The 22,278-nt window shown below is 55.4% G+C and carries 23 protein-coding genes; 19 read left to right on the forward strand and 4 right to left on the reverse strand.

Annotated features, from left to right (window positions below; all coding sequences use genetic code 11):
• The first annotated feature begins 121 nt into the window (after positions 1-121).
• The 14 genes from OCY70_RS15180 to OCY70_RS15245 all read left to right on the forward strand — a co-directional run bounded on the left by OCY70_RS15180 (position 122) and on the right by OCY70_RS15245 (position 12,216).
• The gene (locus tag OCY70_RS15180) at positions 122-286 is read left to right on the forward strand and encodes a hypothetical protein (protein ID WP_213429792.1); all 165 of its coding nucleotides are present in this window, start codon (positions 122-124) and stop codon (positions 284-286) included.
• Positions 287-488: 202 nt separating this feature from the next.
• Positions 489-1,349, forward strand: coding sequence for a MurR/RpiR family transcriptional regulator (locus OCY70_RS15185; protein ID WP_213429804.1), 861 nt, complete (start codon positions 489-491; stop codon positions 1,347-1,349).
• A 186-nt stretch (positions 1,350-1,535) separates the two neighbouring features.
• The gene (gene murQ, locus OCY70_RS15190) at positions 1,536-2,450 is read left to right on the forward strand and encodes an N-acetylmuramic acid 6-phosphate etherase (RefSeq protein WP_213429793.1); all 915 of its coding nucleotides are present in this window, start codon (positions 1,536-1,538) and stop codon (positions 2,448-2,450) included.
• A gap of 31 nt (positions 2,451-2,481) precedes the next feature.
• On the forward strand, positions 2,482-3,897 hold the full coding sequence (locus tag OCY70_RS15195; RefSeq protein WP_213429794.1) for an ABC transporter substrate-binding protein: 1,416 nt from the start codon (positions 2,482-2,484) through the stop codon (positions 3,895-3,897).
• A gap of 89 nt (positions 3,898-3,986) precedes the next feature.
• A complete protein-coding gene (locus OCY70_RS15200) occupies positions 3,987-4,889 on the forward strand; it encodes a carbohydrate ABC transporter permease (protein WP_213429795.1) in 903 nt (300 codons plus the stop codon).
• A 21-nt stretch (positions 4,890-4,910) separates the two neighbouring features.
• On the forward strand, positions 4,911-5,771 hold the full coding sequence (locus OCY70_RS15205; RefSeq protein ID WP_213429805.1) for a carbohydrate ABC transporter permease: 861 nt from the start codon (positions 4,911-4,913) through the stop codon (positions 5,769-5,771).
• Positions 5,772-5,789: 18 nt separating this feature from the next.
• Positions 5,790-6,758, forward strand: coding sequence for a GNAT family N-acetyltransferase (locus OCY70_RS15210; protein WP_213429796.1), 969 nt, complete (start codon positions 5,790-5,792; stop codon positions 6,756-6,758).
• Positions 6,758-7,462, forward strand: coding sequence for a PIG-L deacetylase family protein (locus OCY70_RS15215; RefSeq protein WP_261944941.1), 705 nt, complete (start codon positions 6,758-6,760; stop codon positions 7,460-7,462). The genes OCY70_RS15210 and OCY70_RS15215 overlap by 1 nt, the downstream gene beginning before the upstream one ends.
• 31 nt (positions 7,463-7,493) lie before the next feature.
• Positions 7,494-8,636 (forward strand): exo-beta-N-acetylmuramidase NamZ family protein, encoded by a 1,143-nt coding sequence (locus OCY70_RS15220; protein ID WP_213429798.1) that lies wholly within the window; start codon positions 7,494-7,496, stop codon positions 8,634-8,636.
• A gap of 78 nt (positions 8,637-8,714) precedes the next feature.
• Complete coding sequence (locus tag OCY70_RS15225) at positions 8,715-9,632, forward strand: N-acetylglucosamine kinase (protein WP_213429799.1); 918 nt, start codon at positions 8,715-8,717, stop codon at positions 9,630-9,632.
• 497 nt (positions 9,633-10,129) lie between these two features.
• Complete coding sequence (locus OCY70_RS15230; RefSeq protein ID WP_249725428.1) at positions 10,130-10,474, forward strand: GspE/PulE/PilB domain-containing protein; 345 nt, start codon at positions 10,130-10,132, stop codon at positions 10,472-10,474.
• A gap of 64 nt (positions 10,475-10,538) precedes the next feature.
• The gene (locus tag OCY70_RS15235; protein ID WP_249725429.1) at positions 10,539-11,522 is read left to right on the forward strand and encodes a type II secretion system F family protein; all 984 of its coding nucleotides are present in this window, start codon (positions 10,539-10,541) and stop codon (positions 11,520-11,522) included.
• Entirely contained in the window at positions 11,468-11,725 is a 258-nt protein-coding gene (locus OCY70_RS15240) for a type II secretion system F family protein (RefSeq protein ID WP_249725431.1), read from the forward strand. The genes OCY70_RS15235 and OCY70_RS15240 overlap by 55 nt, the downstream gene beginning before the upstream one ends.
• Before the next feature lie 92 nt (positions 11,726-11,817).
• Positions 11,818-12,216 carry a prepilin-type N-terminal cleavage/methylation domain-containing protein gene (locus OCY70_RS15245; protein ID WP_249725430.1) on the forward strand — a complete coding sequence of 133 codons (399 nt, stop codon included), beginning with the start codon at positions 11,818-11,820 and terminating at the stop codon, positions 12,214-12,216.
• Between the two features lie 280 nt (positions 12,217-12,496).
• Here the strand turns inward: OCY70_RS15245 and OCY70_RS15250 are convergent, their stop codons facing one another.
• Positions 12,497-13,855 (reverse strand): IS1182 family transposase, encoded by a 1,359-nt coding sequence (locus OCY70_RS15250; RefSeq protein ID WP_261944512.1) that lies wholly within the window; start codon positions 13,853-13,855, stop codon positions 12,497-12,499.
• 619 nt (positions 13,856-14,474) lie between these two features.
• Here OCY70_RS15250 and OCY70_RS15255 point away from each other — a divergent pair.
• The 5 genes from OCY70_RS15255 to OCY70_RS15275 all read left to right on the forward strand — a co-directional run bounded on the left by OCY70_RS15255 (position 14,475) and on the right by OCY70_RS15275 (position 18,531).
• The gene (locus OCY70_RS15255; protein WP_213430740.1) at positions 14,475-14,615 is read left to right on the forward strand and encodes a hypothetical protein; all 141 of its coding nucleotides are present in this window, start codon (positions 14,475-14,477) and stop codon (positions 14,613-14,615) included.
• A gap of 94 nt (positions 14,616-14,709) precedes the next feature.
• Positions 14,710-15,153, forward strand: coding sequence for a prepilin peptidase (locus OCY70_RS15260; protein ID WP_249725564.1), 444 nt, complete (start codon positions 14,710-14,712; stop codon positions 15,151-15,153).
• A complete protein-coding gene (locus OCY70_RS15265) occupies positions 15,150-15,572 on the forward strand; it encodes a TetR/AcrR family transcriptional regulator (RefSeq protein WP_213430741.1) in 423 nt (140 codons plus the stop codon). Before OCY70_RS15260 ends, OCY70_RS15265 begins: the two co-directional genes overlap by 4 nt.
• 136 nt (positions 15,573-15,708) lie before the next feature.
• On the forward strand, positions 15,709-17,625 hold the full coding sequence (locus tag OCY70_RS15270) for a serine hydrolase domain-containing protein (RefSeq protein ID WP_261945005.1): 1,917 nt from the start codon (positions 15,709-15,711) through the stop codon (positions 17,623-17,625).
• Between the two features lie 267 nt (positions 17,626-17,892).
• Positions 17,893-18,531, forward strand: coding sequence for a DUF5701 family protein (locus OCY70_RS15275; protein ID WP_213430742.1), 639 nt, complete (start codon positions 17,893-17,895; stop codon positions 18,529-18,531).
• A gap of 177 nt (positions 18,532-18,708) precedes the next feature.
• On the opposite strand, the gene OCY70_RS15280 is transcribed toward OCY70_RS15275, so the two are convergent.
• From OCY70_RS15280 to OCY70_RS15290, 3 genes are all read right to left on the reverse strand, one after another.
• Entirely contained in the window at positions 18,709-20,223 is a 1,515-nt protein-coding gene (locus tag OCY70_RS15280) for a sensor histidine kinase (protein ID WP_213430743.1), read from the reverse strand.
• Positions 20,213-20,890, reverse strand: coding sequence for a response regulator transcription factor (locus OCY70_RS15285; protein ID WP_213430744.1), 678 nt, complete (start codon positions 20,888-20,890; stop codon positions 20,213-20,215). Before OCY70_RS15285 ends, OCY70_RS15280 begins: the two co-directional genes overlap by 11 nt.
• Positions 20,891-21,101: 211 nt before the next feature.
• Positions 21,102-22,007 (reverse strand): putative RNA methyltransferase, encoded by a 906-nt coding sequence (locus OCY70_RS15290; RefSeq protein ID WP_213430745.1) that lies wholly within the window; start codon positions 22,005-22,007, stop codon positions 21,102-21,104.
• Positions 22,008-22,278: the final 271 nt, after the last annotated feature.

Genomic DNA, 22,278 nt, shown 5'->3' on the forward strand with positions numbered 1-22,278 from the left:
AGTGCTGCATGAATAGGGGGGGCGCGCCTCTTATGAGCATTCTCCCCACCGCTCAGAAACCTATGATTTTCATCGGGGCTAGTCCAATTTCTCTGTGCTATTGATTCAGGAACCCGCGGGAATGAAGATGATGCGCGGCAAGTTGGTTCTGACCGGATGGGAGAGTGCTGACAAGAAGCGGACCGGGGTTATTCTGACCGGATGGGAGAGTGCTGACAAGAAGCGGACCGGGGTTATTCTGACCGGATGGGAGAGTGTTGAAAAGGAGCGGCCAGGGTGGTTCTGACCCGATGGGAGAGTGCTGAAAAGAGCACGTGAAGGGTAGGCATGATCGGATGGGAGAATGGCGGGCAAGAGCGGCCAACGCTAGATTGTCCTCGCGGGATGTGCGGTATCGTATTGCAAATAGCAGGGGCACGGTATAAAATAAAATTTATTATTGGAGCAAAACTTTAAAATAAAATTTCAAAGATGAGTAGGGAAAAGTGATGTCAATCCACGACAATATTTTGATTAAGATTCGCGACATGAAGGACAGCTTGACGCCGGTAGAAAGGACAGTCGCCGAGTATGTGCTGAACAATTTGGAGGAGATTCCGCATCTCTCCATCAAGAGTCTGGCGCAGTTGACGAAGACGAGTGACGCGTCCGTTCTTCGTTTTTGCAAGACGATGGGTTATTCCGGATATCGCAGCTTTATTGTCAGTATTTCCGCTTCGCTTGGCTCCATTGAGGATGAGCAAAAAGATCAGTATACGGATATTCAGCCCGGGGATGATCTGGATACGATCATCTCGAATATTTCTCGCAATAATAGCAAGTCTATCGAGGATACGCTTTGCGTGATTGATAGAAAAGAAGTCGAGCGCGCGGTGAAGGCGCTGAGAGAGAGCCGGCGGATCGTGTTTTTTGGCATCGGCGCTTCCGGTCTGGTCGGGATCGATGCGGAGCAGAAGTTTTCGCGCATTAACAAGATTTGCCATGCGTACACCGACGGCCACAGCCAGTTGACCGCGGCGACGCTGCTGGAGAAGAACGACGTGGCGATTTTTATCTCGAATTCCGGCCATACGGCCGATATTCTCGATGCGCTGGATATCGCCAAAAAGAACGGCGCCTGCATCATCGCGATTACGAAGTATACGAAAAGCCCGTTGGCGGAAAGCGCCCATATCGTGCTGAGCATTTCCACGCCCGAGATTACGTTCCGCAGCGGCGCCATGGGCTCGCGGATTGCCATGCTGACGGTGATCGATATTTTGTTCGCCGGCGTGGCCAGCGCGGAATACAAGCATGTGAAGAAATATTTGACGAAGACGCACAACATACTGGCTAGCAAGCATCGTTAAGCTTGGGAGCGGCTTGACCGTCAGACATCGGCTCGCGTCCGATGTCTTTTTTTGTTGAAATGAAGAAAATAAAACAACAACAATTTATTTTATAATAAAATTTTATTTCAAAAACTGTTGACCACAATTGTCTTTGGGGCTAAGATGGCAGTATAAGTAAGTTACACACAGGATAGGAGGATGGCTATGGATGAGTATCTAGCGGGTCTAACGACGGAAGCGATCAATTCGGAGACAGCGGCCATTGATGAGTGTACGACCGAGCAAATGCTCCGCCTCATGAACGAGCAGGATGCCCAAGTTCCGCAGGCGGTCGCGGCTGAAATTCCGCAAATCGTGAAAGCGGTTAATTCACTCCATCAAGTGCTCAAACATGGTGGCAGGATGTTCTACGTCGGTGCTGGATCTTCAGGGAGAATGGGCGTCCTCGACACGTCGGAATGTCCGCCCACGTTCGGAACCGACCCTGAGCTGGTGCAAGGACATATCGCCGGGGGAGATACTGCGATGAGATGGGCCGTAGAAGGCTATGAAGACAATGCGGAGGAGGGGGTTGCATTAATCGAGAATTGCGGCGTGACGGACAAGGATGCGGTTGTCGGCATTACGGCGAGCGGAAGCGCGCGCTTTGTCATCGCGGCCTTGAAGAAGGCGCGAGAGATCGGGGCGACGACCATCGGCGTCGTCAATAACAAGGAATCCTTGCTGGAGAGCGTCTGCGATATCTGCATTTCACCCGTTGTAGGACCGGAAGTCATCATGGGATCGACCCGATTGAAAGCGGGTACAGCACAGAAGCTGGTTCTGAACATGCTTACCACTTGCACGATGGTGAAGCTGGGCAAGACGTATAACAACTTAATGGTCGATTTGAAGGCGAGCAATATCAAGCTGCGAGATCGGTCCGTACGGATTATACAGGCAGCTACGGGCGTTGATGCGGGTACCGCTGCCACGTATTTAGAAAGCGCTTCCATGAGCTGCAAGCTGGCCATCATGATGATTAAGACCGGTCTGGATGCGGCCGCGGCAGAGCAAGCGCTGGAACAATGCGAGGGCAGCTTGAAGAAAGCGATCGGCATGTTTACAAAAGTGGTGTAATTCATTCGATAACCTGAGGGGGCTTATATCAATGAGGAAATTGCGTGTATTGGCATCCATTTTGGCATTAATCTTGGCTTTGTCCTCTTTAACGGCATGCGGAAGCTCGAAGAATGATGCGAAATCGCCAGATGCGGGCGCTAACGGAGGGAACAGTGCAAAAGATACGATAACCGCATTGCTCCCGCCAGTGTCTGGCAATTTCCGAGATAATTTCAAGCAAATGGAGAAGGAATTCAATGAATTGTATCCGGACCTGACGTTGAAGATCGAGCCGGCAAGCTGGGAAGACATGACGCAGAAGCTGGATACGCAAGTGAACGCGGGCAGCCCGCCGGATATTGCGTTCATCGGTTCGGCCGGAATTCCGAAATATATTCAGCAAGGCATGCTGATGGATATTAGCGATATTGCCACGCCGGAAATGATTGCGGATTACGATGAAATTCCATTGGAATATATGAAGAGCGGCGACGGATTATACGGCTTCCCGGCGTATATGGAGGTCCACGCGCTTGGGGGCAACCGGGAGTTCCTGGAGCAGGCGGGCATCGATTGGAAGAAGGTGCAGAAGGAAGGCTGGACGTTCGAGCAATTCCGTGAAGACGTGAAAAAAGGCGTCGTGAAGGATGGCGACAAAACGTCCCGTTACGGCTTCGTCTTTGCCACGGCGGGCGTAGCGTCCAAGGACTACTTGGCGATTCTGCTTAAAAATGCGGGCATGCCGGCCGCGTTCGACAAAGATCTGAAATATTCGTACACGAGCAAACACTTCCTGGAAGTGCTGAAAGCGATTCGCGTGCTCATTGATGACGGTTCCATGCCGAAGGAGCTCAGTTCGGTCGATGCAGGGAAACGCTGGAATATGTTCCTGACAGGTCAAACGATGATTACAGGCAAAGGTCTGGCCACTTTCGAAAATAACGCGAACCAAAATAACGAAAAGATCGAGAAAAAAGACGGCAGCGAGGTCAAAGGAAGCATCCCGGTCGATTATATCGTCTTGCCGGTTCCTACCTTCTTGGGCGAGAAGCAGCAGGCCAGTGTCGCGGTTGACGGTTATGTGACCTTCCGCGGCAAGCAGGAGCCGACGCCTGAGCATAAGGCCAATGTCGTCAAAGCGGCTTACTTCTTGGCCAGCGGCAAGGTAGCGGCCACGACGAACAATGATCTGTTCGCCGCGCATATTACCGAGTCCGGCAGAAAAGCGGCCGAAAGCATGCCGATCGAAAGAAACGAGTTCAATAAAGAGGCTGTAGAAATATTGCTCAAGCAAGCGACGCCGGCGCGTCCGGATATTCCGACGGACCTGGGCGCGAAGGCGATTAAGCTCGAGGATGAAGTGATTATTCCGAAGCTTCAGGCCTTGATTGCCAACGAGATTTATGATGCGGTGAAGTCGGCTGCCGTCGCCGCATTCGGCGAAGACGGAGTTGTCAAAGACTAGACAGAGCAGACTTTCGGATAGCCGCATGGAACCGCGTGCGGCTATCCGGAAATCATTGCATGACTGCGTATTGAAAGGGGTTTCACGTTATGGCCCAATTAACGAAGCCGTTAAAGAAACGGAAAATTAGAGGAGATTCAGGCTGGGGATATGCGTTTATCGCCGTAGCCCTGGTTGTGTTCGCCGTATTTACGGCCTATCCGGTTGTCAGCGCCTTTATTATCAGCTTCCAGGATTATAAGCCGCTAGGCTCTACGTTTAGCGGTTTTGACAATTATATTAATTCCTTCAAGGATCCGCTGTTTTGGAAATCGATCGTCAATACGGCCGTCTATACGGTGTTGACGGTTCCCGTGGCCTTGATTATCTCCTTTGTCGTCGCCATTCTTATTTTGCCGCTGAATAAGAAGCTGCAGACGACGTTCAAGGCGGTATATTATTTGCCGGCCGTCGCGTCCGGGGTGGCGATGTCGGTCGTATGGCTGTGGATCTTCGATCCGATGGAAGCGGGCATTTTGAACCAACTGCTTGGACTGTTCGGCATCGGCAATTTGAACTGGCTCGGATCCAGCTCGACGTCGATGTTCTCGCTCGTCCTGATGTCCTGGCTGGCCAGCCATGGCACGGCCATTATTATTTACTTGGCGGCGCTGCTCGGCATTGACGACAGTTATTATGAGGCAGCGGAATTGGATGGGGCATCCTTCCTGAAGAAGCTGTGGTATATCGTCATTCCTTTTTTGAAGCCAACGACGTTGTTCTTGCTCGTAACCGGTGTTATCGGTTCCTTTCAGGTGTTCCAGAACGCTTATCTGATGACGGGCGGCGGCCCGGACAATTCAACGACGATGGTTGGATTGCTTATTTTCAACAACGCGTTTAAGTACTTTGAATTCGGCAAAGCCGCGGCGCAATCTTTGGTGCTGGCCGCCATTATCGCGATCATTTCGTTCATTCAATTTAAATTTATGGGCAAAGACGTGGAATATTAAGGGGAAGGGGAGAAGCCGATGATGTCACTCTATCATTCACATAATGGAAATGTGGCAGTCAAATATATTAGAAATGCTGTCATCATTACCGTACTTTTGCTTTTTGCTTTGGCCACGATCTTCCCTATCTATTTTATGATTATTTCTTCCTTCGGGGATCCTGTCGAAGCCGGTGCGATGAGCTACTCGCTCTTTCCGACCAAGTTCAGTCTGGAATCATACAAGTTCTTTTTCGAATATAGCGAGCATTCCTTTCGCTGGCTGTTAAATTCCTTGTTTGTGGCCAGTGTGGTCACGGTGTCGAACGTGTTTTTTGCGAGCATGGCCGGATACGCCTTCTCCAAAATTAAGTTCAAGGGCAGAACGGCGCTGTTCACCCTGCTGTTAATAGCGATGATGATTCCGTATCAGGTAACGCAAGTGCCATTGTACATTTTGATCGTCAACATTTTTCAAATCCAAAATACGTACAGTGCCTTAATCCTGCCTGGTCTCGTTACCGTATATAATATTTTCCTGGCGAAGCAGTTCATGAGCAGCATTCCGACCGAGGTGCTGGAATGCGCGAAGATCGAGGGCTGCAACCAGTTCCAGGTCTATTTCAAGATCATCCTGCCGCTGTCGAAAACGGTCTTGGCCGTCATGGCGATTCTTACCTTCATGGATAGCTGGAATACCTTCTTCTGGCCGTTCCTGGTCACGAATACGATGGATATGCAGACGATTCAGGTAGGACTTAAAAACTTCCGCTTCGCCAACACGACATACTTTGCGCCGATGATGGCGGGCGCTACGATCTCCGCGCTGCCGATGTTCATTCTCTTCTTCAGCCTGCAGAAGTATTTCCTGAAGGGGGTAACGGTCGGCGCGGTCAAAGGATAATCGGAGGTGCAGCCTAATATGCTGGCAACCTGGGATCGGAAATATAGCGGCGATGTGATTGCGCTATGGAATGAAGAAGCCGTGAGGGACGGGTACAAGGAGCTGACGGAGGCAAGCTTTGAAGCGATTTTTTTATCGAATGCCCACTTCGACCCGGAAAATACGTTTGTGCTGCTGGAAGACGGCCGGGTTATCGGATTCGCGTGCGGCTGCACCGGACCGGATCTGCCTCTCGGGGAGGCAGCCGGCTATATTACCTGCATCGTGCTGTCCCGCGATCGCGGCAGCGATGACAACTATAAAGTGATGCTGGAGGCGGTGGAGCGCCGCTTTGAAGCATTGGGGAAGAAGCAGGCGGAGGTCTTGTTCTTCAATCCGATGATGCTGCCCTGGTATATCCCGGATACGCCCAAGCATGAGCATAACAATGCGCCCGGCGTGCCGGTCGGCAGCGCGTATCATCAATTTTTGCTGCGGCAAGGGTATATCAAGCGCGCGATCGAATGCGCCATGTATATGCCGCTGGCCGGGTTCGCCATCCCCGAAGACATCAGGGCCAAGGAGGCGCGAGCCGTCTCCGAAGGCTATGCGGTCGAGCTGTTCGGCCCGGAGAAGCATAGCGGCCTGGATGAGATGCTGCGGGGATTGAACAATCCGCTCTGGGAGCGGGAGATCGGCCAGGCGGCTGCGGACGGCGTGCCGTTCGTCGTCACCGCGCATGAAGGGAAGGCCGCCGGCTTCGCCGGTCCGGTCATTCGCCAGGAGAACGGACGCGGCTATTTCTCGGGTATTGGCGTTCATCCCGAGCATGAAGGGCATGGCTTGGGAACATTGTTGTTTTTCAAGCTGTGCGAGGCGTTCCGAAGCATCGGAACCGAGTATATGTCGCTCTATACCGGGAGCGAGAATCCGGCGATTCGCATTTATGAGAAGGCTGGCTTCCGCACGGTCAAATCTTTCGCTGTCATGAGAAAGGAGCTTGTCTAATGAGCGAGCAAAAGATAACGATTCTGGCTATCGGCGGTCATGTGGGGGATATGGAGCTGACCGCGGGCGGCATATTGGCAAGCCATTCGTTGAAGGGGGATCGCGTCGTCACCCTGGCGTTGACCGCAGGGGAGCGCGGGGTCCCGGCAGGAAGAGATATGGCGGAATACCGCGAGCAGAAGGTGAACGAGGCGAAGGCGTTCGCGGAGATGCTGGGCGGCGAGGCTATCGTGTTCGATACGCCGGACGGCGAGCTACAGGACAATGAAGAGAATCGCCTCAAGGTGTGCGATGTCATTCGCCGGGTGCGCCCGAATATTATCATTACGCATTTCAAGAACAGCATGCACAAGGATCATATGACGACGCACCGCATTGTCAATGACGCGCGCTTCTTCGCCGGCTTGCCGTCGTTCGAGCGGGAGCTGCCCGCCTTCTTCGCTTCCAAGCTCTATTATGCGGAGAACTGGGAGGACGCGGTGGACTACAAGCCTTACGTCTACGTTGACTTTTCGCAAGAGGCTTATGATTTGTGGGTGAAGGCGGTGTCGCTGCATTGGTTCGTGACGGGGAGCGCCTCGTTCCCTTATCTGGAGTACTATAAGCATCTCGCACGGGTACGCGGCATCGAGGCGAGGAAGGAATACGCGGAAACGTTCATGATTCCGGAAGAAAGCATGCGCCTGCGCCAGTCCGAATTGTAAGGGCGGATGCGCGCATGAAAAGGAGGCTGCTATGATCCGCAACGGGATTGATTGTATCGGGGAGTATGCGCATCTGTTCCAAGGGAAGCGCATCGGGCTCATTACGGCGCCGACCGGCTTGACGAAGGACTTCGTCTCGACGATTCAAATTATGCACGAGAAATTCAATCTGGCCGCGCTGTTCTCGCCGGAGCACGGCGTGCGCGGCGATCAGGCGGCGGGGGCCCAGGTGGAGACGTATGTGGACCCGTATACGAAGGTGCCCGTGTACAGCTTGTACCGCAAAGACTCCAAGCGCTTGAGCCGGGAGATGCTGGATGAAGTCGATATGGTCGTATACGATATTCAGGATGTCGGGGTCCGGTATTATACCTTTATTTACACGATGCTGTACGCCCTGGAGGATTGCGCGAAGGCGGGCAAGGAGTTCGTCGTGCTGGACCGGATCAATCCGCTCGACGGCGTGACGGTGGAAGGGAATCTATTGAAGCCGGGCTATCACTCCTTCGTCGGGAATTATCCGCTCTGCGTCCGCTACGGCCTGACGGCCGGCGAGGTGGCGGCGATGGCGAACGAGCAGATAAAGTGGAACGCCCGGCTGCATGTCGTGCGCTGCGAAGGCTGGGAGCGGATGATGCAGTTCCCTGACGCCGGAATCCCATGGGTCATGCCGTCTCTGGGGCTGCCGCGGTTCGATTCGGCATTGCTGTACGCGGGCAGTTGCTTGTTCGAAGGGACCAATATTTCGGAGGGACGGGGCACGACGGCTCCGTTCGAGATTATCGGCGCGCCGTTCATTGAAGCGGAGAAGCTGGCCGGGGAGATGAACCGGATGAAGCTGCCGGGAGTCGTCTTCCGTCCGGTCTATTTCAAGCCTTCATTCTCGAAGTTCCGGGATGAGCAATGCGGCGGGGTGCAGCTTCATGTGCTCGATCGCCGCGCGCTGCGGCCGCTGGAAACGGGCGTTCAACTGTTGTACGCCATCAAGCGCAATTATGAGCAGTTTTCCTTTTTGTCTCCGGTGAAGGAAAATTCGCGGCCGTTCATTGATCTGTTAGGCGGGGACAGCATCTACCGTGCGGAGCCGGCGGACGTTCCGGCGATGCTGGAGCGGTTCCGGGAAGAAAGCCGGGAATTTGCGGACATGAAGCGGCAGTATCATTTGTACCCATAGGGCGGAACATACGCTGCTTCCCGGAACGCGCGGTGCGCCTGTACGGAGCTTAAGGCAAAAGAAGGATGTGAGCTTACGTTGAACTATGTGGCAGGGGTGGACGGCGGCGGCACGAAGACAGCTGTCACCGTTGCGGATGTGAAAGGGACGGTAGTGCACACGTTCACGTCCGGGGCGATCAACTACAACGGACAGGATGAGGCGAGCGTGCGAAGCAGCCTGCGGGATATTTTCGCGACGATTGCCGAGGTATGCGGAGGGCTGGAGCACTGCGTGCAGGTCTGTATCGGCGCGGCGGGGGTCAGCAATCCAACGGTCGTTCCCCGCCTGGAAGCGAGGGTTCGCGAATGCGGGTATGAAGGCGGCTTGACCATTACGGGCGATCAAGCAACGGCGCTGTGCGGCGCGCACGGGAAGGCCGTCGGCGTCATCCTTATCGCTGGCACGGGATCGATCTGCTATGGCCAAAATGAAGCGGGCCAGTCCCATCGCGCGGGCGGCTACGGCCATCTGATCGATGATGAAGGCAGCGGCTACAGCATTGGCCGCGAGCTGCTGTCGGCCGTCGTGCGCGCGCATGACGGCCGTATCCCCGCGACACCCGTCACGGGGATGGTGTATCGGCAGCTGCAGATGGAATCGATTGAGCAGCTTATCCGCTTCGTGTATGATCGGAGCACGAACAAAAAGGATATCGCGGCCCTGGCCCCGATTTTGTCGCAGGCCTGTGCGCTTGGGGACGAGACGGCGCTCTCCATCGCGGACAAATGCGCCCGCTCCCTGTACGAGCTTGTCGTTCCGGTGGTGGAGAAGCTGGGTCTGCAAGCGGGAACGGTGGCGATGGCCGGCAGCGTGCTGCTGAAGAACAGCGAGGTGCGGAACGGCTTGACCGCTTTGCTCGCAGAGCGGTACCCCGGGATGCAATGCATGGCCGCTGAGAAGGATGCGGCCTATGGCGCGGTGCTGCTGGCATTAGGGAAGCTGGCTGCGGGATGAAGCGGCAGCAATGTTCGGAACGGGAGCAAACCAACAGAAAGAGTGCGGATGCGGAAGACGGTTCGCGCTCTTTTTTTGCGTTTTCGGGAAGCGGTTGATCACGCGTGCTTGGCAAAGAGGAGCGTCTTTGTGAGGGATGGCGGGTACCGTTCACTTGTGTCGGAAAAATGAACAACCGAGGCTAAATTCACAAAACTGTGAACATTTCCGGCTTTGTTAACGGTAACGTTCGGAATTTGGGGAACATACCTAATGGGATATATTGATAGTGGTGATAGCCTGTGGTTACATATCCTTAGAAATAGTTTAAACGCTAAAATTTAAAATATCTAAAATCGATGAAACCCAATCAGGGAGCGGCTTGGCATCGAAGCTTGCGTTCTTTTTTAATAAAGTTCGGGATTTTTTACAAGGATGTTTTTTCAATCGCGTATTTCATGCACTTGTACATATCTTCGGGACGGGATTGCCGTCGCGATTCGAGATGGGGTGAGCTCATGAAGCAGCGCAAGCGTATCGGAGAATTGATGGTCGAGGTCGGTCTCATCACCCCCGCGCAATTGCAGCATGCGTTGGCGGTTCAGGCAAAGCAAAAAGGACGGCTTGGCGATGTCTTGCTGTCTGAGGGTCTCATTACGGAAGAGCAATTGATCGAGGTGCTGGATTACCAGTTGGGGATACCGCATGTTCAACTGTACCGGCATCATATTGAACAAGAGATCATCGATCTGATCTCGCATCGGCTTGCCGAGCAGTACCGGGTGCTTCCCCTCCGCATCAAGGATTCGAAGCTGATCGTAGCGATGGAAGATCCGCTGGGTAGAGGGGCCGTCCCTCTCTAACGGCGCTTCCCATCGCAGGGTGAATTAAAGCGATTATATTAACGGGGAAAAGAGGTTGATGGCGTTGGCGACCTTTCAATACAAGGCGGTGGATGAATACGGCGCCCGCCGGCGCGGTGTCGTGAAGGCGGCAACGAAGAAGCAGGCGGCCGAGCAGTTGCAGGCAAGGAATTGGTGGGTTACGAAGCTGGAGGATCGCAAGAGCCATTGGCTGCATCGAGATATTGCGTTTGGCGGTCCGCGCGTGAAGGTCGGGGAGATGACCGTATTTTGCCGCCAGCTCGCCACGATGGCGCGTGCCGGCATTCCGCTTGCGGAATCGATTCGCGTGCTGGCGGGACAGACCGACAATAAGTCATTCAGTGCGGTTCTTCATCAGGTGCTCGATGATCTCGAATCCGGCACTTCCTTATCCCAGGCTGCGGAACGAACACCCGGCGTATTCAGCCAGATGTTCGTCAATATGGTGAAGGCCGGGGATGCCTCGGGGAAGCTGGACGAGATGCTGGAGCGGCTGGCCGTCTTCTACGAGAAAGAGCATCAGACGCGGGAGAAAGTGAAGTCCGCGATGATCTACCCGATCATTATGCTGGTCATGACGGTCGTTGTCGTCACCGTATTGATGATATTCGTGATTCCGAAGCTGGTGCTGAGCTTCACTTCGATGGACATCGAGCTGCCGCTGCCGACCCGCGTCGTCATGGCCATAAGCGGCTTCATGGTCCAGTACAGCTATCTCGTCATTCCGGGGCTTGTCCTGCTTCCGTTCGCGTGCATGCTGTTGCTGAAGCTGCCGCGCCTGCAGTATCCATGGGACAAGGCGAAGCTGCGCTTTCCGATCCTGGGGAAGCTCCAGCAGAAGCAGGCGCTGGCGCGCTTCACCCGCACGTTCGCTTCTCTCTTCAGCGCGGCCATTCCGATCGTCGATACGTTGACGATCGTTACGGGCGCGTCATCCGCGCCGCGCAGGAGGACGTCAAGAGCGGCCGGGCGCTGTCGGATACGTTCGCGGATCATGCCTGGTTCCCGCCGATGCTGGTGCAGATGATGGGAGTCGGCGAACGGACCGGCAATCTGGACGAGATGATGGAAAAGGTGGCCGACTTCTACGAGCGGGATGTGAAGACGATGTCGGATCGTCTGAAGTCGATGCTGGAGCCGCTTATGATTGTCGTTTTGGCGGTCATCGTCGGCTTCATCGTCTTGGCCGTCATGCTCCCGTCCTTCAAGCTGATGGACAATTTGCGCTAATCCGGTCATCCGGACCGGAGCGCCGCCCTAGGTAACGGTTTTACGGAAGTAAAACATAAATCATTGTATTCATGAAAGGGGAAACGAAAATCATGAGTATGGCATGGGCACAGGAACGGCTGAAGGTTGCACGGAACGAGAAGGGGATGACGCTCATCGAGCTGCTGGCGGTTATCGTCATCCTGGGGATTATTATTGCGATCGCGGCGGTGGTGATTGTGGGGCAGTTCGATAAGGCGAAGGAGACGTCGGATAAGACATCTCTCAAGATCGTGACAGATGCGGCGCAGAGATATATCATGGACAATCCGACGATTAAGATTACCGATAAAGGCCATCCAATTACTATTGAACAGCTAGTAAAGGGAGGATATATCAAAGAAGCGCCCGTGAATTCACAAAATCAGGTACTGAACTCTATTGTAGTAAGATATGAATCAGACACAGACAAGACTCTAAAAGTAGATCCAAAGTGGGAAGCAAAACCCTAATACATCCAAAAGGTAACTCGCAAGTGTTACCTCAGACTGTCGACAAAGTCCCGTCGATAGTTATTTTCTTAGGATGGACGGGGCCGGGGAAGGCCGAACAGGTTAGGTTAGGGCAAGTTGATCCGCGCATGCAGCAAGCGGTTCCCCGCATGAAAATGCTGCACAGGCCAGGCTGTTGGAAAACCCCTGTTTTTTACGAAGTAATATCAATGTAATATCATTTTGCTGGGAAAAAGTGGTGTTTGGTGAGAGAGAATGGAGGGGGGATGGGGTCTTTGCTTTACCCCACCCTTCTGGCGAGATGTGTGGCTATCTTTTTTATGTTCTGTGCAGTGGCTGTCATCAGCACTTGCTCCTGCACCTTGTCTCTTCCCCGAAACCGGCAATAGCGAAGTCCATGGAGCACTTTGGCATCCGCGAAACTTCGCTCAATGGTTTGGGCGCGTAGGGCATAAACGGCTTTTCCGCTCTCACTCTGGAAGTTTTGAACTACTTTCTCTTTGTGTTCTTCCCAGATATGCCGTTGTATGGTGCGTTGTTTATTTTTGTTCTCGTTACACTTGCTCAATAATGGACAGGCAGCGCATTGTTTGGGATCGGATTTATAATCTCTGAATCCTTTTCGTGTTGTGGTGCGGTACGTGAGTTCTTGCTGGTTTGGACAGATAAAAACATTCTTTTCTGCATCATAATGAAATTTCTCTTTGGGAAATACACCGTGTTCACGGGTCGAACGCTCTGGAATAACTGCCGTGATGTTTAATTTGTTCGTACGGTAACAAACATAGGCCGTCATGTAACCAGAGTCGAGTGCAACGGCCTCCAGCGACTTTTCCCAGCCAAACTTCTCTATTTGATGTAGTAGACGATCCACATAAACAACCGAATCATTCACATTTCCAGGCGTAACGTAGCAGTCCGTAATCACGTTGTATTTATGATCTACGGTGCGGTGATCTAAATAATGAAACCCTTCCGGTTTTCCATCCCGATTCAGGTTTCCGCTATCCGGATCTGTTAAGCTAACTTTTTGTTCCTTGGTTTCGGCCTCCTCTTTGGGAGGCAGTGGCTTTTTTCCAAAAGCGACCCGATCCTCATTCACGGCTTGCTCCAGCTCTTGGAGATATTCATAAGGCGTACAAGTGACTTCTCGTTTCTCGTACCGTCCGTTATTGGCATTTGCCTTGATATGCGTGGAGTCGGTAAAGAGCAGCCGCCCTCCCACCATGTTGTGCTGAATCGCCTGCTGAACGATATTATCGAAGATATCTTGGAAGACGGTAGTATCCTTAAACCGATTTTTCCGGTTCCAGCTAAAGATCGAATGGTCAGGCGCTTTGCCGGAAAGCCCGAGCCGTAAGAACCACCGAAAAGCCAGGGAATCGTTGACGACTCGCTCCAGTTCTCGCTCTGAGCGAATGTTATACAAGTAGCCGATCAGCAGCATTTTAAAGAACACAATGGGATCCACAGATGGTCGGCCGTTCGACTCGCTGTAGTAAGGACGCACAAGGTCCAAAATAAAGGTAAAATCAATATGTTTATCGATATGACGAAGCAAGTGATCAGGGGCAACCATATGCTCAAGACAAACCAGTTCATAGTCCAGTTGTGGGTTGGGATCATTCGTGTAAAGCATACAAACACCGCGCTTTCCATGGATTATGATAAGAACATTATACCAAATTAACGCGGTGAATGGGTAATTAACATAGACTTTCTCAACACTCTGACAGGCGCAGCATTTTTAACCTCAAGAGGCTAAATTCTGAGGAAATCCTGCAAAATTACATTATTTCTCCATTTTGAATGCTATTTATGCCTTGCCGTAGGGTAATTGCTGTATTTTTGCAGCAATCCTATTTTCGCATCATCGTCTCACTGAAATTGCTGCATTTTTGCAGTATTGGCGGAGCAGATGACTAGAGTGGCGGGAGATACTGCAGCTATAGTGGAGTAGATGACCGGAGCTGCGGACGTTCTGGGCGGGAACGATGGAAGAAAGAGAGGTATTTGCGAACCTATCGGACCTTGAAGGGCGTTTCGGAGCGGCTGCGCGCCCGGGCGGATCATCACCATTCGCTCGCCGCGGCTGAATTATGAATTATTTTTCGTTCTGCCGCAGCAGTCCGTGTTTGCGGGACTTCTCCCGCCTCATTTCTATCCGCATAACCATATCGAGGAGGGGTGCTTCACGCCGAACCGCCCTCTCCGCTGCGGCTCCCGTTCATCCGTACCGCCAAATATTGGAGGAGTTCATGGGGACTCTTCCGAATCCGGATGATTTGCGGGACATGCTTGCGCAGGTGATGAGGCTGCTGGCCGAGCAAGGGCTGGCTGACAAGGAATTGATTCTCACGGAATGGAATTCGACCGCCTATCAGGGAATTGACGAATGACACCGTGTATAAGGCGGCCTATCTCGCTAAAACCATTGTTGATAGTCTTAAGGTAACTCGCAAGAGTTACCTTTTCCTTAGAGGGGGGATGAGGATGGAATTGACCTTGTGGGTGGGCGGCTTTGCGCTGTTCGGGCTCTGCATCGGCAGCTTCCTCAATGTGGTCGCTTACCGGGTGCCGCGGGGAGAGTCGGTCGTCGCTCCGCCTTCGCGCTGTCCGGACTGCGGGGAGCGGGTGCGGCCGTATGATCTGATTCCGGTCGTCAGCTATATCCTGCTGCGCGGGCGCTGCCGCTTCTGCGCCACGCCGATCCGCGCGCGCTATCCGGCGGTAGAACTGCTGACGGGAACCGCCTTCGCCATCGCCGCCTGGCGCATGCCGTGGAGCGCCGAAGCCTTGGCGGGCGCGCTGCTGAGCGCGGTCTTGATTGCCGTGGTCATCACCGATATCGATTGGCGCATTATACCGAACCGGATTATCGGCTGGGGAGCTCGATTGCTCCGATTTATGTCAATTTTCAAGATGCGGAGGAATTGATTCAGGAGGTGATTAAGAAGACGGTCCAGGTGAGCCAACAGATGCTGGAGGAGATGAGCACCGGCAATCCGTTCTATGATATCGGGGCGGCCAGCCTCCGGTTCGCCAGGGAATACAGCGAGCTGTTCCGGGAGCTGGTCATGAGGCCGAACCCGTACATGCATGAGTATGAGCGGGATATGGGGCCTGTCCTGCTCGAACAGATGAAGCAGGATGCGGATTTGCAAGGATTTTCCGATGAAGAGCTGATGATGATTTTGATGAAAATGAAAATATTCCAGCTTGGCTTATCGGTCATGGTCGCGAACGGCCTGCTGCCGGAGTCGTGGGATGAAGGGCGAGCTATGGAGCTGTTGTCCGGCGCGGCGAATGATGTGATGGCGGCGGCCCGGATGCGCAAGCGCGCTGGGAAGGAATAGGCCCCCAATCGTAGAGGAGGAGCGGGAAGAGATGAGGGAACAAGCGGCGCAAGCATGCAGGGCGTGTCGTTCACGCTGCATATCAATTCGTATGGTGGATGGGGCCTTTTCTATGAAAAGGCGAGGAATGGTGTTGATGCTGTTATGTGCGCTCTTGGGCTCCGTTCTTATGGCGTTTCCTTCGTCTGCCGGGGCCAAGTCGGCGGCATATCCGGATCTGGAAGCCTTCGTCGATGAGGTCGTGAAGGCGCAAATGGAGAAATACGACATGACCAATGCGGCGGTAGGTGTCGTCGAGGGGGGAGAGGTTCGATTGGCGAAGGGCTATGGATATGCCGATCGGGAGAAGCGGGTTCAGGCCGATGCCGAGCGCACCTTGTTCCGCATCGGATCGACTTCGAAATTATTGACCTGGACCGCCGTCATGCAGCTTGTCGAGCAGGGCAAGCTGGATCTGAATGCGGATATTAACCGGTATCTGGACGTGAAGATCCCGCCGCAGCTCATCCATTCCCCGGATCAAGCCGAGCCGATCACGTTAACGCATCTGATGACGCATACTCCTGGCTTCGAAGATTCCGTCGATTCGATATTCAGACTGTCCGCCGACGAGATGCTCCCGCTGCAGGAGTATATCCGCGCGCACCTTCCCGCGCGGGTCTTTCCTCCCGGGAAAGTCTCGGCTTATTCCAATTACGGGGCGGCCTTGGCCGGTTATATCGTGGAGCGGGTATCCGGCCAGCCCTTTGCCGAGTATGTGGAGCAGCATATTTTCGCTCCGCTCGGAATGGGGCGCAGCTCCTTCCTCCAGCCGCTGCCGGAGGCGCTGGCGCAAAATCTGGCCAAGGCGTACCACGCCGTGGATGGCGGCTATGCGGCAGGGAAGTTCGAATATCTTCTGCCCGGGCCGGCCGGCAGCATGAGCAGCACGGCATCGGATATGGCCCGGTTCATGCTCGCCCATCTGCAGGGCGGCCGGGCGGGGGAGAGGCGAATCCTGCAAAAAGATACGGTCGAGCGGATGCATCGTCAGCAGTTCACTCAGCATCCGAAGCTTGGCGGCATGACCTTCGGCTTCATGGAAGGCATGCTTAACGGCCAGCGCATCCTGTTCCAGAACGGCAATACGATGCTGTTCGATACCGGGCTCTATCTGCTGCCGGAGCAGGGGGCGGGAATCTTCGTGTCTTACACCGGGGGAAGCTATTTGGCGCATAATGAGCTGTTCCAGGCCTTCATGGATCGCTACTATCCTTCCCCTCGCCCAGCGCTGGAGCCGACGCTTGCAGGGAGTGTCGAGCGGGGGCATGCCTATGTCGGCGAGTACCACCAGAACCGCCGCAATTTCACGACAGGGGAGAGCATGGTCAGTCTGATGATGGGGACGATCGCGGTAGACATGGAGGAAGACGGTCATTTGCTGGTGACGCATGGCGGGGAGACGAACCGCTTCGTGGAGGTTGAACCCGGAATCTATCACAATTTGCGGGAAGGCCGGACGCAGGACTATTTCGGCGAATTCCGGACCATCATATTTGACCGCGATCCATACGGCAACATCATGCTGATGTCCGACGGACCGATGACTTATTCGCAGGCGCCTTGGTACGGCACAAGCTCATTCACCATGATGGCGCTGCTCTTCGCCGTGCTCATGGTTGCCGGTTCCTCGCTGTATTGGCTGATCGGGGCGATTGTGCGGCAGATCCGGCGGCGTTCCGAGCGGCATCCGGCGATCGTGTCCGCAGCGCGCTGGACGGCCGTCGCGTATGGACTGCTCACGGTACTCGCCGTGGCGGGCATGGCAAGCGCGGGAAAGGCCGATCCGGTGTATGGGCTGCCGGCAACGTCTTATATGGAGCCGCCGGCATGGCAAATCTGGATCGACCGGATTCCCATTGTGCTGGCCGGACTCGGCGCGCTGATCGTTCTCCACACGCTTCTGCTCTGGTGGAAGCGGTACGGGCGCTTCGGGGCGCGAATTCATTACACGCTGTTTGCGCTTGCGGCGGCAGGAATGCTGGAGCTGTTCTATTATTGGAACATCATATAGAAGGGGAGGAGGGCATCTGTGCGGATGTCTCTCCTCGTTAGCCGTCAGGGCACGCAAACGCGGCTCCTTGCCTGTCTCCAACTTCATATACAGCCTTGCGCGAAAGCCGTACATCTTGGGGAAGAACCACTGCTTTTTTATGGAAAAGGGTAAATCCCTTGACGCTCATACAATAGGTGTTGTTTTCACCCAAGCTTATAATTAGCTTTCATGTTGTACGATGGATTTGTAGATGAATAGCGAGAGAAGCATGGAGGAGGAGGCCGGATGAGTAGACCGGATAGGAATGAATTCGATCGGCAGGTAGGGAACTTGATTCAGGCGGGCTATCCTGAATTTGTCGGGCTGGACGAAGATGCGTTCAAGGAGCAGCTTGCGCCCCTGAGGGAGCGCGTTAAGTCATTGCCAATGCCAGAAGAGATCGAACCTCGGGAAGGGCGTGTTCCTTACATTATCGTCGTGAGAAGCGATGGCGTGGCCGGGGATCAGGCAATGGAGCAGGTCGAGCGGCAGGGCAAGCGGGGCTTCAGCATTATGGATGCCGAAGAGCTCCGCCGTTTTCAACCCATCGAGGGCGTTGAGCTTCCTGCCGGCATCGCGTATGTGGCGGCGGATATCGACAGGGGGATGGAGACGCTCGACGTGACGCCGAATGAGGCGCTCAAGACGATAGCGCAGCAGGGCCGCTCTCCGCTTACGATCGAGGAGGGCATTGCGCTCCTTACCCATTACCCGGACATGTTGCAGAAAAATAACGGCTTCTCCCTTCTCGCCTCCCGATGCGGAGACCGCAGGGTCACGGCGCTCTGGATAAGCGGCGGCCGGCCGAAGCTGGGCTGGTGCTGGGCGGGCAACCCGCATACCTGGCTCGGCTCCGCTTCATGCGGCCGCCGAATCGGGGGATAGAGGCAGGGCGCCTCGGCTCGCCTTTATCCCGGCGGCGCGAGGCGTCCCGCCTGGCCGGCCCGTCCGGAGGACCCGGCAGGCCTGACACGAGGTGAAGGCCGCTCCGCTTGCGGGGCGGCTCTGAGCCGCATCTGTCCCGGCATAAGGGCCGCCCACCACAAGGACAGCCGCGGGCAGCTACGGCGCGGGCAGCTTGGGCAGGGACAGCCGGAACACGGTGCCGGCCTCCGAGGTCGAATGGAGGACGAGATCCCCGCCATTGGCGCGGGCCAGCAGCCGGCTGAGCGGCAAGCCGAGCCCGAGCCCTTGCTTTTTCTTGCGCCGGCTGCTCCCGCGGTAATAGCGCTCGAAGATGAACGGGACCTCGGATTCACGGATGCCGCCGCCGTTATCCCGGACCTCGATGACGATGTCCTCGTCGAGCACCGCGGCTTCTAAGTCAATCTCCGTCGCCCCGGCCGCCGAGCTGTTCATGATCAGATTCGTCACTATCTGCTTGAGCTGCCCCTGATCTGCATCGCACTCGATTTCTTGGTCCGGCAGGACGGCATTCAGCCGAATCGAGGCGAATGACGGCAAGGAGCGCAACTGCTGAACGACGCTGCGGATGAGCGGGGAGAGCGGGCCCTTCTCGGGCTCGGTCTTGACGGCCCCTGCTTCCAGAGAAGAGAATTCGAGCAGATCGTCGACCATCGCCTGCATCCGCTTCGCTTCCTCAAGCGAGACTTGCAGGAATTCATCGGCTTCGCTCCCCGCGACGACTCGTCCATGCACGGCCTGAACCATGCCGCGAATCGAGGTGAGCGGCGTCCGCAGCTCATGCGACACCCCGGCCAGCAGATCGGTGCGCATCTGCTCCAATTGCTTCAGGCGAGAGGTCATGTCGCCGAAGGAGGAGACAAGCTGCCTCAGCTCCTGTTCCTTAATCCCGTGGACAGCGGGCAGCGCCGGGGAATACTGCCCGTCGGCGACCTGCAGCGCGGCATCCGCCAGTTGACGCAGCGGCTGCGTCAGCTTCCGCAGCAGCAGATAGATCGCCGCCCAGCCGGCCGCGGCAATGCCGAAGGCCATCAAGGCGATCAGAACATAAAGCTGCTTCGTCTTGTCGATATCCTCCTGAATCGGCGCGCTCAAGTACAGCGCCCCTGTCACGCCCGACTGCTGCTGCAGCGGCACGCCGATGCGCAGCCAGGTCACGTCCTGCTTGACGAGGCGCTGCCGGGTCGCCTGCCCGGAGAGCACGGTCTTGTAATCGGAAGGCGCGGCGGCGGTTCCGGAATCGGCGTTCCCGCTGTCTTCCGCATACATATCGAGCACCTTGCCTTGCGCATCAACAATCTGCATCGTCTCGCCATTCGCAGGTCTTGCTACTACGGTCGCGCTAATGGCTTGGACCGGGGTGGCCTCATCGGCAGACGCGAGCGGAACGATAGGCCGGACGGTCAGATCCGTCTTGAGGCTGTTCTCAGCAGGCTGGGTATCGGCCTGCACACTGGTCAGACTGGTGATCCGGACATAGGAATCGGCCAACTGCTCCGCCCGCGCCTGCAGCACATCATAGCTGTGCCGGTATGCGTTCGCATAGATCCAGATGCCGGCGAGGAGACCGATGAGGAGCAGGGCGGCGAACAGAATCAGGGCGTAGCGCCACGTCCAGACGCGCAGCATCGGGAGCGGCTGTCTAGCGGACATGGAGAGAATACCCCATTCCCCGCACGGTCCGGATGGCGCCTTCGGATTCCGGCCAATCCTTCAGGCACTGCCGCAGCCGCTTGATCGTCGTGTCCACCGCCCGATCGCCGCCTTCATAATCGATTCCCCATACGTTGTCCAGGAGCTGCTCGCGGCTGAAGCATTGATTGGGATGCCGGGCAAGGAAGGCGAGCACATTCCAATCGCGCGGGATAAGCGGCACCGCCTGTTCGTTCAAGTAAGCGGCGCAGGAGGTGAAGTCGATGACCAGACTCCCCAGCCGCACGGCCTCGTGATCGGCCATATAGGTGGATCGCCGCAGAACCGCTTGGACGCGGGCGACAACCTCTTCCGGGTCGAACGGCTTCGGAATGTAGTCATCGGCTCCTTCCTGCAGTCCCCGCAGCCGGTCCGGCACGGCGCCGCGCGCCGTCACAATAATAACCGGACAGCTTCCATACTGCCTGAGCTGCTTCAGAATCTCCAGCCCGTCCTGATCGGGCAGGGTCAAATCGAGGAGCACCAGGTCCGGCCTCCATGACAAAAAAAGTCCCTCCAGATCTCCCTCTCCCGCATCCCAGCGCACTTCATATGGTTCACGCGCCAGGTACGCCTGCAGCAAGCGGGCGATGGGCGCTTCATCTTCGATCAGCAATATTTTTTTCATTACATGACATCCTTTCAAGCTTCATACGTACAGGCTATTGTAACAGGCGACAGGGGAGCGATGCCTTAGGAAAAATTAATCTGGCGGCATCGGTTCCCCTCCCCGACAGCGTACAGGATGAAGGTGTCAGGACGATGTCAGCCTTTGGAAGGCAGACTGGGAACAAGCAAAACTTCCACCCGCCAGGCAGGGTGGAAGTTGATTCAGAACTTTATTTTTTCTTCCCGTACAGGATCGTGAAGTCTGCGGTAATCTTGGCGTTCTCCATGCGCAGCGCCTGGCGGATCCGCTCTTCCGGCGCGCCCCAGGACAAGGGCGTCATGCGGATCACATCCTCCAGGAACGCGGGGGCTGCCGGGAGACGATACTGCACCGAATCGGTCTCCAACAGATGAAAATGCCGGCAAAATAGCGCGGCCGTGCGCTCATTATCGTAGTGCTGCCTGTCCGTCTGCCGGTACAGCACCTCCCTGAGCTCGCGCAAATAGGCGCTGCCCGGAATGACTTTAATGACCATTCCGCTATCGGCGAGCAGCCGCCGGAACTCGGAATAGTTCGACGGAGACAACAGGTTGAGGATGAAGCCGAATGTCCGATCGGCGAACGGGCACCGGGCCAGATCGGCAACGCACCAGATCGCCCGCGAGGATTCTCTTGCCGCGATGCGGATCGCTTCCTTCGAAATGTCGACGCCTGCCCCCCTCAGCTTGGCCGCTGTGCGTTCGTGAACCAGGTGCACAATGCGGGCTAAAGCGGAGCCTTCTCCGCAACCGGCATCCAATAGATGCGCGAGATGCGCGGGTTCCGCCTCGGAGGCGAGCTCCCGGGAGATTCGGCCGCTGATCCGCTCCAGCAGCGGTTCAAAAAATCCGCTGGCGCTCACTCTCCTGCGGGCTTCGAACATCGACTTGTCGTAAGCGCCGCGCGGAGGTTGCGGAAGCAGGTTCACATACCCCTGCTTGGCGATATCGAAGCAATGGCCGCGAGAGCAGCGCAAGCTGCCCGTGTTCGCCGTCTGCAGCATTTGCAGCGGGCTGGAGCAGATCGGGCAGGCCAGCATCGCTTCATATTTGGTAAGGAGACGAATGCTCATTTGTTTTTTGTCGTAAATAGACATGCAAAAACACCCCATTCATTCGGATTGGTGAATGAAAAAAGGCGCAGAAAAATAAACCCAGGCCATTCCTCAAAAAAAATGGCTGAGCCTTCATCCGCACCTCTCATTAACGCAACCGAATGTAATGGATCATGTATGGGAGCACCCTCTCTGAACGTTCTCATAGGCAGGGGCAGCATGGCTCCTGACAAGTTTAATTATAACATAAGGCCTGACACTCTGCTCGGACGGACGCAGGCAGGGGAGGGATTGACACGGGGGACCTGCTCGA

The sequence above is a fragment of the Paenibacillus melissococcoides genome (genome assembly GCA_944800085.1).
Taxonomy (GTDB): Bacteria; Bacillota; Bacilli; order Paenibacillales; family Paenibacillaceae; genus Paenibacillus_B; species Paenibacillus_B melissococcoides.

Excerpts from the sequence above, each read along its gene's own strand:
- murQ (WP_213429793.1), top strand. The coding sequence starts at position 1,536 with ATGGATGAGTATCTAGCGGGTCTAACGACGGAAGCGATCAATTCGGAG.
- OCY70_RS15230 (WP_249725428.1), top strand. The coding sequence starts at position 10,130 with ATGAAGCAGCGCAAGCGTATCGGAGAATTGATGGTCGAGGTCGGTCTC.
- OCY70_RS15275 (WP_213430742.1), top strand. The coding sequence starts at position 17,893 with ATGAGTAGACCGGATAGGAATGAATTCGATCGGCAGGTAGGGAACTTG.
- OCY70_RS15220 (WP_213429798.1), top strand. The coding sequence starts at position 7,494 with ATGATCCGCAACGGGATTGATTGTATCGGGGAGTATGCGCATCTGTTC.
- OCY70_RS15245 (WP_249725430.1), top strand. The coding sequence starts at position 11,818 with ATGAGTATGGCATGGGCACAGGAACGGCTGAAGGTTGCACGGAACGAG.
- OCY70_RS15185 (WP_213429804.1), top strand. The coding sequence starts at position 489 with ATGTCAATCCACGACAATATTTTGATTAAGATTCGCGACATGAAGGAC.
- OCY70_RS15270 (WP_261945005.1), top strand. The coding sequence starts at position 15,709 with ATGCTGTTATGTGCGCTCTTGGGCTCCGTTCTTATGGCGTTTCCTTCG.
- OCY70_RS15215 (WP_261944941.1), top strand. The coding sequence starts at position 6,758 with ATGAGCGAGCAAAAGATAACGATTCTGGCTATCGGCGGTCATGTGGGG.
- OCY70_RS15250 (WP_261944512.1), bottom strand. The coding sequence starts at position 13,855 with ATGCTTTACACGAATGATCCCAACCCACAACTGGACTATGAACTGGTT.
- OCY70_RS15210 (WP_213429796.1), top strand. The coding sequence starts at position 5,790 with ATGCTGGCAACCTGGGATCGGAAATATAGCGGCGATGTGATTGCGCTA.
- OCY70_RS15280 (WP_213430743.1), bottom strand. The coding sequence starts at position 20,223 with ATGTCCGCTAGACAGCCGCTCCCGATGCTGCGCGTCTGGACGTGGCGC.
- OCY70_RS15200 (WP_213429795.1), top strand. The coding sequence starts at position 3,987 with ATGGCCCAATTAACGAAGCCGTTAAAGAAACGGAAAATTAGAGGAGAT.
- OCY70_RS15205 (WP_213429805.1), top strand. The coding sequence starts at position 4,911 with ATGTCACTCTATCATTCACATAATGGAAATGTGGCAGTCAAATATATT.
- OCY70_RS15195 (WP_213429794.1), top strand. The coding sequence starts at position 2,482 with ATGAGGAAATTGCGTGTATTGGCATCCATTTTGGCATTAATCTTGGCT.
- OCY70_RS15255 (WP_213430740.1), top strand. The coding sequence starts at position 14,475 with ATGGGGACTCTTCCGAATCCGGATGATTTGCGGGACATGCTTGCGCAG.
- OCY70_RS15180 (WP_213429792.1), top strand. The coding sequence starts at position 122 with ATGAAGATGATGCGCGGCAAGTTGGTTCTGACCGGATGGGAGAGTGCT.
- OCY70_RS15290 (WP_213430745.1), bottom strand. The coding sequence starts at position 22,007 with ATGTCTATTTACGACAAAAAACAAATGAGCATTCGTCTCCTTACCAAA.
- OCY70_RS15285 (WP_213430744.1), bottom strand. The coding sequence starts at position 20,890 with ATGAAAAAAATATTGCTGATCGAAGATGAAGCGCCCATCGCCCGCTTG.
- OCY70_RS15260 (WP_249725564.1), top strand. The coding sequence starts at position 14,710 with ATGGAATTGACCTTGTGGGTGGGCGGCTTTGCGCTGTTCGGGCTCTGC.